Raw genomic sequence first — 14,824 nt, 5'->3', positions numbered from 1 at the left:
AACGGCAAGATTACCATAGGAAACAAGGGTAAGACGCCAAAGGATGGGAACATCCTTTGGCAAGTGAGGGAGTTAGTCGAGCTTAACGCCTAAACGGTGAGCAACCGCTTCGTACGCTTCAATCAGGCCACCCAGGCTCTGACGGAAACGGTCTTTGTCCATTTTATCCAGGGTTTCTTTATCCCACAGGCGGCTACCGTCCGGTGAGAACTCATCGCCCAGCACCACTTCGCCTTTGAACAGACCAAACTCCAGCTTGAAGTCGACGAGGATCAGGCCCGCGTCATCAAACAGTTTTTTCAGCACGTCGTTGGCTTTGTAGGTCAGCTCTTTCATGCGCGCCAGGTTCTCCTGGTTCACCCAGCCGAAGGTTTCGCAGTAGGATTCGTTGACCATAGGGTCGTGCATCGCATCGTTTTTCAGGAACAGGTCGAACAGCGGTGGGTTCAGTTCGATACCTTCTTCAATGCCCAGACGCTTCACCAGGGAGCCCGCCGCACGGTTACGAATAACGCACTCAACCGGAACCATATCCAGTTTTTTCACCAGACATTCCGTATCGGACAGCAACGCTTCCATCTGGGTCGGGATGCCCGCTTCGGCCAGTTTGGTCATAATAAAGTGGTTGAACTTGTTGTTCACCATGCCTTTACGATCGAACTGCTCAATGCGTGCGCCATCCCCTGCTGACGTATCATTGCGGAACTCGAGCACCAACAGATCCGGGTTTTCCGTGCTGTATACGGTCTTCGCTTTGCCACGATACAACTCAGCTTGCTTCTGCATCTTCATTACTCCTGGTGTGATGATTTGTGTTCAAAACTGGGGATATTATGCCACGCACACGTTTGCGTGGCACTAAAATAAAAAGGGCTGGATTCACCAGCCCTCGTATTTATTTGCTGAATGCTGCCTGGAAGACAGCGACAAGCGCATCGTTCTGCGACTGGGTCAGCGTATGACCTTTTGGATCGATAAACTGCAGACTGCTGCGGTTATCAAGGTCGCCTACCTGAATCTTGTAGTCACCGGAGGCAAGCTGAGGATCTTTCGCGCCCAGTTCCTGCCATGCGCTGTCGGAGAGCGGCTTATACGTTGCCGTCATGCTGCCAGTTGAACGCGTGCTGTCGGTCACTTTCATGCCCACTTTTTCCAGCGTCGCTGGCAGACGCTGCCAGGTCTGGTTAAACGGTGCACGCACCACCAGCATTGGCAGGCCGGTATCATCCGCACCGCTTTGTACATCGAAGGTCGCGCCGTTGCGGCTCTGTGCTGCGTTGGCGGCATCGGTAGCGGTCTTATCCAGACCTGCGGCAATGACGTTCAGCATTTCGGTGCTGTAACGCTGCAGGGACGCGGCATCCGCAACCGGTTTACCCGCCTGCTCCAGGTTCAACAGCTTAACGTTAACCGCCTGCTGGTAACCCTGTGGTTTAACGGAGACTTGATAACGACCGCGGTACTGCTGGTCTTCATCCAGACGGTTCCATTCGATCCAGTCGGTAGTTAACGTCTGGCTGGCGTCATCGCGTTTATCGATGGTGTAGTTCTTCGACTGAATGACGCTGACAACCTGCGGCCACAGCGTGCTACCGCGCGCGCTCTCAACCATCAGAGACGCCGTATCACCGGTGAACTGGGTACGCGCCCCGTTGACCAGCGCCAGAGGCTGTGCTGGCGGACGAATATCAAGCGCTTTACCGACCGGGCCGCTGCCGTTGGTCACGGGAATATTGTAATCGCCGTTCTGAATCGGCAGGATCATACCAGCCGGTGCGTGAAGTTCAGCAAGCGGGGTCGCCTCCAGATAGGATTCATCACCGCTCACCTGGCGCTTGTAGCGCGAGTCTGAACTACAGGCAGCGAGCAGCATAACAAGCGAAACACTCGCAACCTTCGCCAGGCGCGACTTCTGTACTGAATAAGCCATCAAATCTCCCTAAACTCTACAGCAAACCGGCATGCTTCAGCGCCGCCCTGACGATGTCACGACCGTGGTCGGTAATCGGTGTCATTGGCAGACGCAACGTATCGGTTGCTACAAGCCCCAACTCCTTACATGCCCATTTCACTGGGATCGGATTGGGTTCGACAAATAATTTATTGTGCAGCGGCATCAGACGCTGATTAATGACGCGCGCTTCATCAAAGTGACCGGCTGCGGCCAGTTTGCACATTTCAGCCATATCGCGCGCCGCAACGTTTGACGTTACGGAGATCACGCCATGGCCACCGAGCTGCATAAAGTCCAGCGCGGTCGCATCATCACCACTCAACAGGATAAAGTCGTCTGAAACCAGCTCTTTGATCTGATGAACGCGGCTTAAGTTCCCTGTCGCCTCTTTAATACCGATAATATTTTTTACTTCCGAGAGACGACCAACGGTTTCCGGCAGCATATCGCAACCGGTACGGGACGGCACATTATACAGAATTTGTGGCAAGTCAGTATGTTCAGCGATGGCTTTGAAGTGCTGGAACAAACCTTCCTGAGTAGGACGGTTGTAATAAGGGGTCACCGTCAGACAGCCCACGATGCCGCTGTCGTTAAAACGCTTGGTCAGGCTGATCGCTTCTGCGGTTGCATTCGCGCCTGTGCCCGCGATAACCGGAATACGTCCGTCAGCCAGTTCCAGGGTCAGCATAACCACATCGCCGTGCTCGTCGTGGCTCAGCGTTGCGGATTCACCGGTAGTCCCTACCGAAACGATCGCCGAGGTTCCGTTGGCGACATGGTAATCAATGAGCTTCTTCATGCTTGACCGGCAGACGTTACCTTTTTCATCCATCGGTGTTACAAGCGCGACAATACTTCCCGTGAACATGAGCCATCCTCTGTGCGAACAAGAGCCTCAATGTTACGTTTGGAACTGTAATAAAAGCAAGCGACCTGAGGCTCTCAGGCGGTTGTATGCATGTTTTTTTTATGCTTTCCTTAGGAAGACTTAACCATGCAAAGGAAGAACAGGTTTGACAACCTCATCACAACATTACCTGGTTATCACTGCGCTGGGTGCCGACAGGCCGGGTATCGTGAACACCATCACCCGTCACGTAAGCAGCTGCGGCTGTAATATCGAAGACAGCCGTCTGGCGATGCTTGGCGAAGAGTTCACATTTATTATGTTGCTTTCCGGGACATGGAACGCCATTACGTTGATTGAATCGACCCTGCCGCTGAAGGGGGCCGAACTGGATTTGCTGATTGTCATGAAGCGCACCACTGCGCGTCCGCGTCCGGCACTGCCTTCTACCGTCTGGGTGCAGGTTGAAGTGCCTGATTCACCGCATCTGATTGAGCGTTTCACCGCGCTTTTTGACAATCATCAGATGAATATTGCCGAACTGGTTTCCCGTACGCAGACAAGCGATGACCATGGTCTTCCGGTGCTGTTTATTCAAATTACCGCGCACAGCCCTGCCTCACAGGATGCGTCAAATATCGAGCAAGCGTTCAAAGCCCTCTGTACAGAATTAAACGCGCAGGGCAGTATAAGCGTCGTCAATTATTCGCAGCACGAACAGGATGGAGTTGAGTAATGAACCCACTGAAAGCCGGTGACATCGCACCGAAATTTAGCTTACCGGATCAAGACGGCGAGCAAGTAAATTTGACCGACTTCCAGGGACAGCGTGTTCTGGTCTATTTCTACCCGAAAGCCATGACCCCCGGCTGCACCGTACAGGCCTGCGGCTTACGCGACAACATGGACGAGTTGAAAAAAGTCGGCGTGGAAGTGCTGGGTATCAGCACGGATAAACCAGAAAAGCTGTCACGATTTGCTGAAAAAGAGCTACTGAACTTCACGCTGCTTTCTGATGAAGATCATCAGGTGTGCGAGCAGTTCGGCGTCTGGGGCGAAAAGACGTTTATGGGTAAAACCTACGACGGTATTCACCGCATCAGCTTCCTGATTGACGCTGACGGTAAAGTTGAACATGTGTTTGACGACTTCAAAACCAGTAACCACCACGACGTGGTATTGAACTGGCTGAAAGCAAGCGCCTGATAAAGAGCAAAACGGCAACCCAGGTTGCCGTTTTTCGTGTTTTCCCCAGAGGGTCGGAGTGAGGGCATCAGGCCTCACAAAACCTACTTCTCTTCCACCGCCGGCACATCCGGCCATGCGTGGACCACGGCTTTGATCAGCGTCGCCAGCGGAATCGCAAAGAACACGCCCCAGAATCCCCACAGCCCGCCGAAAATCACAACCGATAAGATAATCACCAGCGGATGCAGGTTCACCGCTTCAGAGAACAGCACCGGTACCAGCAGGTTACCGTCCAGGCCCTGAATAATCAGGTACACAGCAAAGCAGCTCCAGAACTCTGTCCCCAGCCCAAACTGGAACAGCGCGACGCCAACAACAGGAATGGTCACCACAAACGCGCCGATGTAGGGGATCAAAACCGAAAATCCGACCAGCACCGCCAGCAGCAGCGAGTAGTTCAGGCCGAAAATCAGGAAGCCAATCCAGGTAGCTACCCCCACGACAATCATCTCCAGCACCTTGCCGCGAATGTAGTTGGTAATCTGCTGGTTCATCTCTTCCCAGACCTGCCCTGCCAGCCCGCGGTTGCGCGGTAGAATACGGCGCACGGCGTTGAGCATCTGATCTTTATCTTTCACCAGGAAGAAAACCATCAGCGGCACGAGCACAAGGTAAACCGCCAGCGTGAGCAGCCCGACCAGCGAGGCCAGAGAGTACTTCACCACCGAATCGCCCATCGTCATGATGCGGGCGCGCATATTTTCGGCCATCGCGTCGATAATCCCGGCATCCATCAGGGCCGGGTAACGGCGCGGCAGCGTGGCGGCAAAATCAGAGAGTTTATTCAACATGCCGGGCATATCGCGGATCAGGTTAATTCCCTGCTGCCAGGCGACCGGCATCACCACAAAGGCCATCAACAGCAGGATGCCGACAAACAGCACCAGCACAATGCTGGTCGCCCAGCGGCGGGAACAGCCGATATGCTCCAGGCGCGCCGTCGGCCACTCCAGCAGGTACGCCAGCACGATCGCCACCAGCAGGGGAGCGAGCAGGCCGCTGAAGAAGAACAGAATACCGAACCCGGCAACCAGAATAACCAACAAAGCAATGGCTTCCGGGTCGCTGAACCGACGCCGGTACCACTGCATTAACATTTCGAGCATACAACCCTTCCCTGAATCGAATGGCGGGAGTGAGACGATGAATTGTATCTAACTGTCACAAAAAAGACTTTCGCTTTTTGTATCCCGATCTCAATCCGCAAAAGCCTGATGAATGGGATTTTCTTCATGCTGTAACACGGCTACACTCGCAGAGCAGCAGAGATGAACGATATGCCGGTTCATCGGTCAAATTAGCACATCCAACATACAGGACAGTGGTTATGTTCAGGCAGTTGAGAAAAACACTGGTTGCAATGCTGATTGCCGCGGTGACGGTCGGTCAGGTGTTGCCCGCTTTTGCTGACTCGTCCGATTCATTGCCGGACATGGGCACCACAGCAGGAAGCACGCTCTCTATTGGGCAAGAGATGCAAATGGGGGATTACTATGTTCGCCAGCTGCGCGGCAGCGCCCCGCTGATTAACGACCCTTTGCTGGTACAGTACATCAACGGGCTGGGGATGCGCCTGGTTTCGCACGCCGACTCGGTAAAAACGCCCTTCCATTTCTATTTAATCAATAATGACGAAATCAACGCCTTCGCCTTCTTTGGCGGGAACGTGGTGCTGCATTCGGCATTATTCCGTTACTCTGACAACGAAAGCCAGCTGGCCTCGGTGATGGCGCACGAAATTTCGCACGTTACCCAGCGCCACCTGGCGCGCGCCATGGAAGACCAGAAACGTAACGCCCCCCTCACCTGGGTGGGCGCGCTGGGCTCTATTCTGCTGGCGATGGCCAGCCCGCAGGCCGGGATGGCGGCTCTGACCGGTACGCTGGCGGGAACGCGCCAGGGGATGATCAGCTTTACCCAGCAAAACGAACAGGAAGCGGACCGCATCGGGATTCAGGTGCTGCAGCGTTCGGGCTTTGACCCGCAGGCCATGCCGAGTTTCCTGGAAAAACTGCTCGATCAGGCGCGTTACTCTTCCCGTCCGCCGGAAATTCTGCTGACGCACCCGCTGCCGGAAAGCCGACTGTCGGACGCGCGTAACCGTGCCAACCAGATGCGTCCGGTGGTGGTCCAGTCTTCGCAGGATTTCTACATGGCGAAAGTGAGAACGCTTGGAATGTACAATTCCGGGCGTAACCAGCTCACCAGCGACCTGCTGGATACCCTGGCGAAAGGCAACGTGCGTGAGAAAAACGCCGCGCAGTATGGTCAGGCGCTCCAGGCGATGGAAGCCAGCAAATACGACGAGGCGCGTAAAGCGCTGCAACCGCTCCTGGCCGCCGACCCGAACAACCCGTGGTATCTCGATCTCTCGACGGATATCGATCTGGGGCAGAAGAAAACGGCCGATGCGATTAACCGTCTGAAAGGGGCGAAAGACGTCCGTACCAACCCGGTGCTGCAGCTTAACCTGGCGAACGCTTACTTACAGGGCGGCCAGCCTGGCGAAGCGGCGACCATTCTGAACCGCTACACCTTTAATAATAAAGACGATCAAAACGGCTGGGATCTGCTCGCTCAGGCGCAAGCGCAGCTTGGCAATCGCGATCAGGAGCTGGCGGCGCGTGCCGAAGGTTTTGCCCTGGTGGGCCGTCTCGATCAGGCGATTTCCGCGCTCAGCAGCGCCAGCTCGCAGGTCAAGCTCGGCAGCCTACAGCAGGCCCGTTACGACGCGCGTATCGATCAGCTGCGCGGCCTGCAGCAGCGCTTTAAGCCGTATGAGAAGATGTAATAAAGGAGAATTCACGTCATGACAGACGCCGTAAAAATGTATCACAACCCTCGCTGCTCCAAGAGCCGCGACACCCTGAGCCTGCTGAAGTCTAACGGCGTTGAGCCGGAAGTGGTGCTGTACCTCGACACCCCACCTGACGCGCAAACCCTCCGCCAGCTGCTGCATATGCTGGGAATGGGCAGTGCAAGAGAGCTGATGCGCCAGAAAGAAGATCTGTATAAGTCGCTTAACCTGGATGACAGCCGTCTCACCGAGGCTGAGCTGATCCAGGCGATGGTTGAAAATCCAAAGCTGATTGAGCGCCCGATTGTGGTGGCGAACGGCCAGGCGCGCATTGGACGCCCGCCGGAAGACGTGCTCGAGATCCTCTAGTCCTTATGCCGCAGCGCTTCCAGAAAGGCCTGCGGCGTACTCTCTCCCAGCTTTTTCTGCGCTTTTCCGCGGTTGTAAATTTCGCACAGCTGGATCAACAGCTCGCCTGCCGGTTCGCTGTTCAGACGTGGGATAATTTCACATAGCGGCAGATCAACCTGAACGGCGCGGTACTGCTGCGGATGCACTGTCACGGTGGTATTACGCTCCTCAAGCTTCACCTCAAAACCAAAAGTCTCAACAGATTGAATATCAGCCGGACAGGCTTCCAGCGCGTCGTTCGCCCAGCGGGCCAGCAGCTGCGGAGAAATGCCCGCGTACAGCCGGGCGTAGCACCAGCCACTCACGGGTTCACGCGCCCACAGCAGATACTGTTCTCCGCCATCGTCCATATGCAGCGACAGAGGCTGATGATGTAAAAGGAGTTTTTGCGGCACGATACCTGCCTTCAGCGCCTTTTTTCCCTGCAACGTCGCGCCCTTCTGCTTTATCGAAGCCGGTTTGAGGTAGCGGTTCAGGGTCGCGCGGGACACGGCGATCCCGAATCCGCTATTGACCATCTGCAGCAGTTCGTCCAGCGGGGCGCCCGTGATATCCCGCAGGGCATTGACCAGCGCAACTTGTTCCTGTCTCAATGCTTTGTGTATCACTTTTGGCGTCGTGTGATTATCCGAAACCTGGTCGCGGTTGCGCCAGCGCCTGACGGTAGTGACCGAAATGCCCAGCTCGGTAGCCAGCTCCCTGTCGCTTTTATCTGACTGCTGAAGATAGCGACGGATGCGCGGCGTCGTGGTGGCATTAGCATGCAGTTTAATTTCCATCGCAGGATCCTCAGAACCAATCTTATGAGATTTATACTACACCAGCGATTGCTTTGTGACCGATTTCACCTTTCGCTCGCCGCGCTTCACTGATAATCCTAAGACATAACACAAACAACACCCCTCAATCTTGTACGGAGTTCACAATGAACAATGTTCTGGGATTTCTTGAAGCAAAACTGATGCCGCTGGCGGCCAAAACGGCCCAGCAGCGTCATCTCGGGGCCATTCGCGGCGCTTACGTGTCCTTCATGCCGTTTATCATCGTCGGCTCTATTCTGCTGGTGATTTCGTCGTTCCCGAATCAAGCCTACCAGCAGTTTATGTCTCAGGCCTTTGGTGAGAGCTGGAGCGCCATTATTGAAATCCCCTTCAACGCGGTGTTCTCCACCATGTCGCTGTTCATCAGCTTCCTGGTCGCCTTCCGCCTGGCGGAACACTACGGTGAAGACCGCATCTCCTGCGGTATCCTGGCGCTGGTCGCCTTTCTCATCCTGACGCCTTTTATCAAAGTGGCGGAAAACGGCGGTATTACCGTCATTCCGGTGGAGTGGATTGGCAGCAAAGGGCTGTTCGTAGCGATGATTGGTTCCCTGCTGTGGACGGAGCTGTTCTGCTGGCTCAAGCGCAAAAAACTGGTGATCAAAATGCCGGACGGCGTGCCTCCGGCGGTGCAGGAGTCGTTCGCCGCGCTGATCCCGGCCCTGCTGGTGATGATTCTGGTGCTGGGTATCCGCATCGTGTTTGAAAACACCCACTACAACACCATCCACCAGTTTATTTACGAAGTGGTTGCCACGCCGGTGCGCCACTACGGCACCTCTTACTTTGGCGCGCTGATGACGGTATTCAGTATCACCATTCTGTGGTCAGTGGGCATTAACTCCGGCTCGATGATCAACGGCATCATTCGCCCGCTGTGGATGGAGAACCAGACCGACAACATCGCCGCGATTCAGGCAGGCACGACGCCGCCGCACATTATCACCGAACAGTTTTTTGACATGATCTGGATGGGCGGCGCGGGAGCCACGCTGTCGCTGGTGATTGCGATGCTGATTTTCGCCCGTAGCAAAAACATGCGTGAAGTGGCACGCCTCGGCGCCGGGGCGTCGGTGTTTAACATCAACGAACCGATCCTGTTTGGCCTGCCGGTGATCATGAACCCGATCATGCTTATCCCGTTCAACCTGGTGCCGCTGGTGTTGGTCACCGTGCAGTATGCGGCGATGAAGATTGGCGCGGTTGCCGTCACCACCGGGGTGTTTATTCCCTGGACGCTGCCGCCGGTCATCAGCGGTTTTATCGTCACCGGACACCTGAGCGGCAGCGTCATGCAGCTTATCAACCTGCTGATTGGCGCCATGTTGTACCTGCCTTTTATGCGTATCGTGGACAAACAGTACCGCGCGGCGGAAATGGCCACCGTTACGCAAACCGACACCACCCTTGCAAAACAGGAGTAAAGCATGTGGGGAATTATCGCGACCTGGAGAATGGCGCTTGAAGGCGTTACGGAGTCTGCGTCTGCGCTGGCTGCGTGTAAACCGGTCTCTGCAGCGGTGGTGGATGCCGTCGCCGCCGTCGAAGACTTTCCGTTTTATAAATCCGTCGGCTACGGCGGGCTGCCCACCGAAAATGGTGAAGTGGAGCTGGACGCCGCCTACATGGACGGCGATACGCTGGCGTTTGGCGCCGTGGGCAACCTGGTGGATATCGCCAACCCGGTGCGCGTGGCGCAGGCGCTTAGCCGCCAGCGCTACAACAGCCTGCTGGTCGGCCAGGGCGCGCGGGAATGGGCGCTGAGCCAGGGCTTTGCCGACAAAACTATGCTCACCGAGCGCGCCATGCAGCACTACCGCAAACGCTGCCGCGAGACGCTGGATAAGGGCTTAAGCCCTTACGACGGGCATGACACCGTCGGCGTTATCGGCCTCGATAAACAGGGGTCAATGAGCGTCGCCACCTCCACCAGCGGCCTGTTCATGAAAAAACGCGGTCGACTCGGGGATTCGCCGATCATCGGTTCCGGCTTTTACTGCGACAGTGAAACCGGCGCTGCCACCGCAACGGGCGTCGGTGAAGATCTGATGAAAGGGTGCACCAGCTACGAAATTGTCCGCCGCATGGCGCAGGGTATGACGCCGCAGCAGGCGGCGGATTCGGTGGTGTTCGAGCTGGAAGATAAGCTGATGTCGCGCTTTGGCCGCGCGGGCGATCTCTCCGTGGTGTGCATGAACAACAGGGGCGAATTCGGGGCCGCCACCAACATCAAAACCTTCTCGTTTGTGGTGGCGACAGCTCGCCAGCCCCTCACCGTTTTTCGTACCGAACGCCTGCGGGAGAAAACGCATTATCACCCGGTAGACGATGCGTGGATGCAGGCCTATGCCGCGCGGATCCGCGCGCCGATTGAGGAGTCATGATGATTACGTATCAGTTTATCAGTGCGCTTTCCGACGCGGCTCCGCAAAGCCATTTGATTGCGGCCGCCTCCTGTACGTACCTACCCGAAACGGCGCTTGTCGCGGAAATGCGCGAGTCTGCCAGCATCGCTGATACCCGCTTTGGCTGCGCCCCGTTTGCCCGGATCACTCTGCTACCGGATGCCCTCTGGCAGGACAGCCTGAGCGAAGGATTACTGACGGCGCTGCGCCCGCTGCTGGCCTCGCCCGCCAGTCCCGAGCTGATACTGGACGTTACCGATATCGACGATGTGGTGCTGGCGCAGGTGCTGCGTTTTCTCTTTAATCAGGCGCACAGGCTAAGCGACCTGAAGCTGAAGAAAACGGATGAATCGGCGGTGCGCCTTACGCACATCACCGCCCTCTGCCTGCCGGAAAAGCAGGCAAAACTGGAGGGTGTCTTCCGCCAGCAGCAGGCCATCGCCCGCGGCATGGTTGCGGCGCGACGTCTGGCTGATATCCCGTCCGACCGCTGCACGCCGCAGTTTGTGGTAGAAGAGGCGCAAAGGCTCTGTGCCGCCTTCCCCGCCCTGCGCTGCGAAGTGCTGAACGAAAAGGCTATTGCTGAGCAGAGTCTGGGGCTGCTGCACGCCGTTGGCAAAGGGGCGACCTGTCCGCCGCGCCTGCTGGCTCTTCATTATGACGGCGTCAACGACGGCCCGGTGCGCTGCTATGTGGGTAAAGGCATTACCTTCGATACCGGCGGCCTGTGGCTGAAGGAAGGCGCGGGCATGTACACCATGAAATACGACATGTGCGGTGCGGCTAACGTAATGGGCCTAATGCTGACTATCGCAGAGCTGGCGATGCCCGTGCGCATCATGGGCGTGCTGGCGCTGGCGGAAAACGCCATCGGCCCGGACGCCATGCAGCCCGGCACGGTGGCGACGGCCTGCAATGGCACCACGGTTGAAATCAACAATACCGATGCCGAAGGCCGACTGGTGCTGGCGGATGCCATCGCCTGGGCCAGCCAGCGCCATCCGCAGGCGCGCTATATTATTGATATGGCGACATTAACCGGTGCGGTCGTGAAGGCGCTGGGGTATGAGCTGAGCGGGCTGATGACGCAGGATGAACCGCTGCGTGCGGCGCTGACGCTGGCGGGTAAGCAGAGTGGCGATGAAGTATGGTCCCTGCCGCTGGACGCGCGGCTGAAAAAACAGACCGACAGCGCCATTGCCGATCTGTGCAACACGCCGACCAACAATGCGGCAATCAGTGCGTCGGCGGCGTGGCTGCTGCACCACTTTTGCCCGCCGACCATTCCGTGGGCGCATCTGGATATCAGCGGTACGGCTCTTTGGCGTGAAAACGGACGGAGCGTGGCGTCGGGAAGACCTATTCCACTTTTGGTTGAACACCTGCTGGGAGATATTTAGCCGCCACCCGGCACAACTACAGCTTGAGAATATCTTTCACAAACGGAATGGTCAGCTTGCGCTGGGCGGTAATGGAGGCGCGATCGAGCTGATCGAGCGTGTCAAACAGCGTGCGCATTTCGCGATCCAGACGCTTGAGCAGGAAACGCCCCACGTCCTCCGGCAGCTCAAACCCGCGCTGCTTTGCGCGCAGCTGTAACGCCTGAAGCTTATCTTCATCCGACAGCGGCTGGAGCTTGTAGATTTGCCCCCAGTCCAGACGAGACGCCAGGTCCGGCAGCCCCAGATTGAGCTGACGCGGTGGACGATCGCCGGTGATCAGCAGTCGGGTTTTACCCGATTCCAGAATGCGGTTGTAGAGGTTAAAGATCGCCATTTCCCACGGCTCGTCCCCCGCCACGCATTCGATATTATCGATGCAGACCAGCGAGAGATGTTCCATTCCCTCCAGCACCTCAGGTACGAACCAGGTACGTTTATCCAGCGGCACGTAGCCTACCGCATCACCGCGCGCCGAAAGCTCCGCGCAGGCGGCATGCAGCAGATGGCTGCGCCCCGCGCCTTCGCGTGACCAGATATAGATGTATCCGCTGTGATCCTGGCGCAGCACGTTTTGCAGTGCAGCCAGTAAAGAGGGGTTATCACCCGGCCAGAAACTCGCGAAAGTTTCGTCGTCAGGGAGATAGAGTGGCAGAGAGAGCTGTGCCGGTCCGTTCAGAAATACCTCAACCAGAGATCCTACGTAAAATCGGAATGGAGTTTAACACGGAACCTGCAAGGAGAGAACCGGGCGATCCCTCGCCCGACTTTTCGATCAATGTGGCGCTTTTTCGCTTTCGTCCGCGTCCAGAATTTCTTCTTCCGGGCGGATGACCGAGATCAGCTTGAAGATCAGGCTCAGGCCCACGCCGACGATGGTCGCCAGCGCCATGCCCTTCAGCTCCGCCGCACCAATGTGCACCTTCGCACCGCTCACGCCGATGATCAGGATAACGGAGGTCAGGATCAGGTTTTGCGCCTTGCTGTAATCCACTTTGGATTCAATCAGCACGCGAATACCGGAGGCGCCGATCACGCCGTACAGCAGCAGAGAAACGCCGCCCATTACCGGCACCGGAATGATCTGAATCGCTGCCGCCAGTTTACCTACGCAGGAGAGCAGAATGGCGATAATCGCCGCGCCGCCGATAACCCAGGTACTGTAGACGCGGGTAATCGCCATCACGCCGATGTTCTCACCGTAGGTGGTGTTTGGCGTCGAGCCAAAGAAACCGGAAATGATGGTGGAGAAACCGTTCGCAAACATGGAGCGGTGCAGGCCCGGGTCGCGGATTAAATCGCGCTTAACGATGTTCGCCGTCACCACCAGGTGGCCGACGTGCTCCGCAATCACTACCAGCGCCGCAGGCAGAATGGTGAAAATAGCAAACCATTCGAAGCGCGGCGTGTAGAAGGTTGGCAGGGCGAACCAGTGCGCCTGAGCAATCGGGGTGGTGTCCACCACGCCCATCGCGAAGGAGAGCGCATAGCCCGCCAGCACGCCGATCAGGATCGGGATAATCGCCATAAAGCCGCGGAACAGCACGGAGCCAAACACCGTCACGCCCAGCGTTACCAGCGAGATGATAATGGTTTTGGAATCCGGTGACTGACCGTCAGCAGGCAGCAGACCGGCCATATTCGCCGCCACGCCCGCCAGCTCCAGACCGATGACCGCAACGATGGCGCCCATCGCCGCAGGCGGGAACATCACGTCCAGCCAGCCGGTACCGGCTTTCTTCACAATGAAGGACACCACGCAGAACAGGACGCCACACATGATAAAGCCGCCCAGCGCGACTTCATAACCCAGCGGCAACAGCAGTAACACCGGCGAGATAAAGGCGAAGCTCGACCCGAGATACGCCGGGATTTTGCCTTTACAGATAAAGAGGTACAGCAGCGTACCGATGCCGTTGAACAGCAGCACGGTGGCCGGGTTAATGTGGAACAGGATTGGCACCAGCACGGTTGCGCCAAACATGGCGAACAGGTGCTGCAAACTAAGCGGGATAGTCTGTAAAAGCGGCGGTCTTTCACTCACCCCGATAGCACGGCGCGTCATAGTGTTTTCCTCTGTGTAGTATTGTTGGTGTTTTATTCAAAAAAAAGCCGACTATCAAAGTCGGCTTATTTATCGTTATTCGATTATTTCGTACCAAAGATCTTATCGCCGGCATCGCCGAGCCCCGGGATGATGTACCCGTGCTCGTTCAGGCCCTGGTCGATAGAGGCGGTATACAGCTCAACGTCCGGGTGCGCTTTTTCCAGCGCCGCGATCCCTTCCGGAGCGGCAACCAGTACCAGCACCTTAATGCTGTTACAGCCCGCGTTTTTCAGCAGGTCGATGGTGGCGATCATTGAGCCACCGGTCGCGAGCATTGGGTCAACCACCAGCGCCATGCGCTCGTCGATGTTAGACACCAGCTTCTGGAAGTAAGGAACCGGCTCGAGTGTCTCTTCGTTACGGTAGATACCCACCACGCTGATACGCGCGCTTGGCACGTGCTCCAGCACGCCTTCCATCATGCCGAGACCGGCACGCAGGATTGGCACCACGGTAATTTTCTTACCTTTGATCTGCTCAACCTGCACCGGGCCGTTCCAGCCTTCGATGGTGACTTTTTCGGTTTCCAGATCAGAGGTCGCTTCGTAGGTCAGCAGGCTGCCGACTTCAGATGCCAGTTCGCGAAAACGCTTCGTGCTGATGTCATGCTCACGCATCAGGCCCAACTTGTGTTTAACGAGTGGGTGTTTCACTTCCACAATCTTCATTCTCTTTCTCCTCTGAGGTGGCGTCCGCAAAAAAATCGCGGGATTATACCGCTTTTTTCAGATTAGGCCATACCCATGTTGCTTGACAGGGATCAAGCAAAGACAAAAAAGCCGGAGACTGGGC

15 protein-coding genes are annotated in these 14,824 nt (G+C 56.6%); 7 read left to right on the top strand and 8 right to left on the bottom strand.

The genetic code is table 11. The annotated features are described in order from the left end of the window. Positions 1–72 precede the first annotated feature (72 nt). The 3 genes from purC to dapA all read right to left on the bottom strand — a co-directional run bounded on the left by purC (position 73) and on the right by dapA (position 2,825). The gene (purC, locus tag NUX24_RS20290) at positions 73–786 is read right to left on the bottom strand and encodes a phosphoribosylaminoimidazolesuccinocarboxamide synthase (RefSeq protein WP_032659350.1); all 714 of its coding nucleotides are present in this window, start codon (positions 784–786) and stop codon (positions 73–75) included. A 109-nt stretch (positions 787–895) separates the two neighbouring features. Next, positions 896–1,930 carry an outer membrane protein assembly factor BamC gene (bamC, locus tag NUX24_RS20285; protein ID WP_257833763.1) on the bottom strand — a complete coding sequence of 345 codons (1,035 nt, stop codon included), beginning with the start codon at positions 1,928–1,930 and terminating at the stop codon, positions 896–898. A 16-nt stretch (positions 1,931–1,946) separates the two neighbouring features. After that, positions 1,947–2,825 carry a 4-hydroxy-tetrahydrodipicolinate synthase gene (dapA, locus tag NUX24_RS20280; RefSeq protein WP_033146170.1) on the bottom strand — a complete coding sequence of 293 codons (879 nt, stop codon included), beginning with the start codon at positions 2,823–2,825 and terminating at the stop codon, positions 1,947–1,949. A gap of 145 nt (positions 2,826–2,970) precedes the next feature. On the opposite strand from dapA, the gene NUX24_RS20275 reads away from it, so the two are divergent. Together NUX24_RS20275 and bcp are read left to right on the top strand one after the other, a co-directional pair. Next, positions 2,971–3,540 carry a glycine cleavage system transcriptional repressor gene (locus NUX24_RS20275; RefSeq protein ID WP_033146171.1) on the top strand — a complete coding sequence of 190 codons (570 nt, stop codon included), beginning with the start codon at positions 2,971–2,973 and terminating at the stop codon, positions 3,538–3,540. Continuing rightward, the gene (bcp, locus tag NUX24_RS20270; protein WP_032659360.1) at positions 3,540–4,010 is read left to right on the top strand and encodes a thioredoxin-dependent thiol peroxidase; all 471 of its coding nucleotides are present in this window, start codon (positions 3,540–3,542) and stop codon (positions 4,008–4,010) included. The genes NUX24_RS20275 and bcp overlap by 1 nt, the downstream gene beginning before the upstream one ends. An 83-nt stretch (positions 4,011–4,093) precedes the next feature. Here bcp and NUX24_RS20265 read toward each other — a convergent pair whose 3' ends face one another. Beyond that, positions 4,094–5,158: an AI-2E family transporter gene (locus tag NUX24_RS20265; protein WP_047652648.1), complete on the bottom strand. Its 1,065-nt coding sequence runs from the start codon at positions 5,156–5,158 to the stop codon at positions 4,094–4,096. Positions 5,159–5,379: 221 nt separating this feature from the next. Here NUX24_RS20265 and bepA point away from each other — a divergent pair, with 221 nt between their 5' ends. Continuing rightward, positions 5,380–6,843 carry a beta-barrel assembly-enhancing protease gene (gene bepA, locus NUX24_RS20260; RefSeq protein WP_257833759.1) on the top strand — a complete coding sequence of 488 codons (1,464 nt, stop codon included), beginning with the start codon at positions 5,380–5,382 and terminating at the stop codon, positions 6,841–6,843. Between the two features lie 18 nt (positions 6,844–6,861). Beyond that, a complete protein-coding gene (arsC, locus tag NUX24_RS20255; RefSeq protein ID WP_257833757.1) occupies positions 6,862–7,218 on the top strand; it encodes an arsenate reductase (glutaredoxin) in 357 nt (118 codons plus the stop codon). Here the strand turns inward: arsC and NUX24_RS20250 are convergent. Continuing rightward, positions 7,215–8,039: an XRE family transcriptional regulator gene (locus NUX24_RS20250; RefSeq protein WP_257833755.1), complete on the bottom strand. Its 825-nt coding sequence runs from the start codon at positions 8,037–8,039 to the stop codon at positions 7,215–7,217. The two genes, arsC and NUX24_RS20250, sit on opposite strands and share 4 nt — an antisense overlap. A gap of 146 nt (positions 8,040–8,185) precedes the next feature. Between NUX24_RS20250 and celB the strand changes: the two genes are divergently transcribed. Genes celB through NUX24_RS20235 form a run of 3 tightly spaced genes read left to right on the top strand, consistent with a single transcriptional unit; the run spans position 8,186 to position 11,886 of the window. Beyond that, the gene (celB, locus tag NUX24_RS20245) at positions 8,186–9,505 is read left to right on the top strand and encodes a PTS cellobiose transporter subunit IIC (protein ID WP_024907562.1); all 1,320 of its coding nucleotides are present in this window, start codon (positions 8,186–8,188) and stop codon (positions 9,503–9,505) included. 3 nt (positions 9,506–9,508) lie between these two features. Continuing rightward, positions 9,509–10,465 (top strand): N(4)-(beta-N-acetylglucosaminyl)-L-asparaginase, encoded by a 957-nt coding sequence (locus NUX24_RS20240; protein WP_257833751.1) that lies wholly within the window; start codon positions 9,509–9,511, stop codon positions 10,463–10,465. After that, positions 10,465–11,886, top strand: a complete 1,422-nt coding sequence (locus NUX24_RS20235) for a M17 family metallopeptidase (protein ID WP_257833789.1) — start codon at positions 10,465–10,467, stop codon at positions 11,884–11,886. Before NUX24_RS20240 ends, NUX24_RS20235 begins: the two co-directional genes overlap by 1 nt. A gap of 16 nt (positions 11,887–11,902) precedes the next feature. Here NUX24_RS20235 and NUX24_RS20230 read toward each other — a convergent pair whose 3' ends face one another. The 3 genes from NUX24_RS20230 to upp form a co-directional block, all read right to left on the bottom strand. Then, entirely contained in the window at positions 11,903–12,604 is a 702-nt protein-coding gene (locus tag NUX24_RS20230; protein WP_211438414.1) for a DnaA inactivator Hda, read from the bottom strand. 96 nt (positions 12,605–12,700) lie between these two features. Beyond that, complete coding sequence (gene uraA, locus NUX24_RS20225) at positions 12,701–13,990, bottom strand: uracil permease (RefSeq protein WP_257833749.1); 1,290 nt, start codon at positions 13,988–13,990, stop codon at positions 12,701–12,703. Between the two features lie 83 nt (positions 13,991–14,073). Then, positions 14,074–14,700, bottom strand: a complete 627-nt coding sequence (upp, locus tag NUX24_RS20220; protein WP_023308769.1) for a uracil phosphoribosyltransferase — start codon at positions 14,698–14,700, stop codon at positions 14,074–14,076. Between the last annotated feature and the right edge of the window lie 124 nt (positions 14,701–14,824).

It is taken from the genome of Enterobacter sp. HG048 (genome assembly GCF_024702055.1).
Lineage (GTDB): Bacteria > Pseudomonadota > Gammaproteobacteria > Enterobacterales > Enterobacteriaceae > Enterobacter > Enterobacter dykesii.
This window is presented reverse-complemented; position numbering and strand designations above follow the sequence as displayed.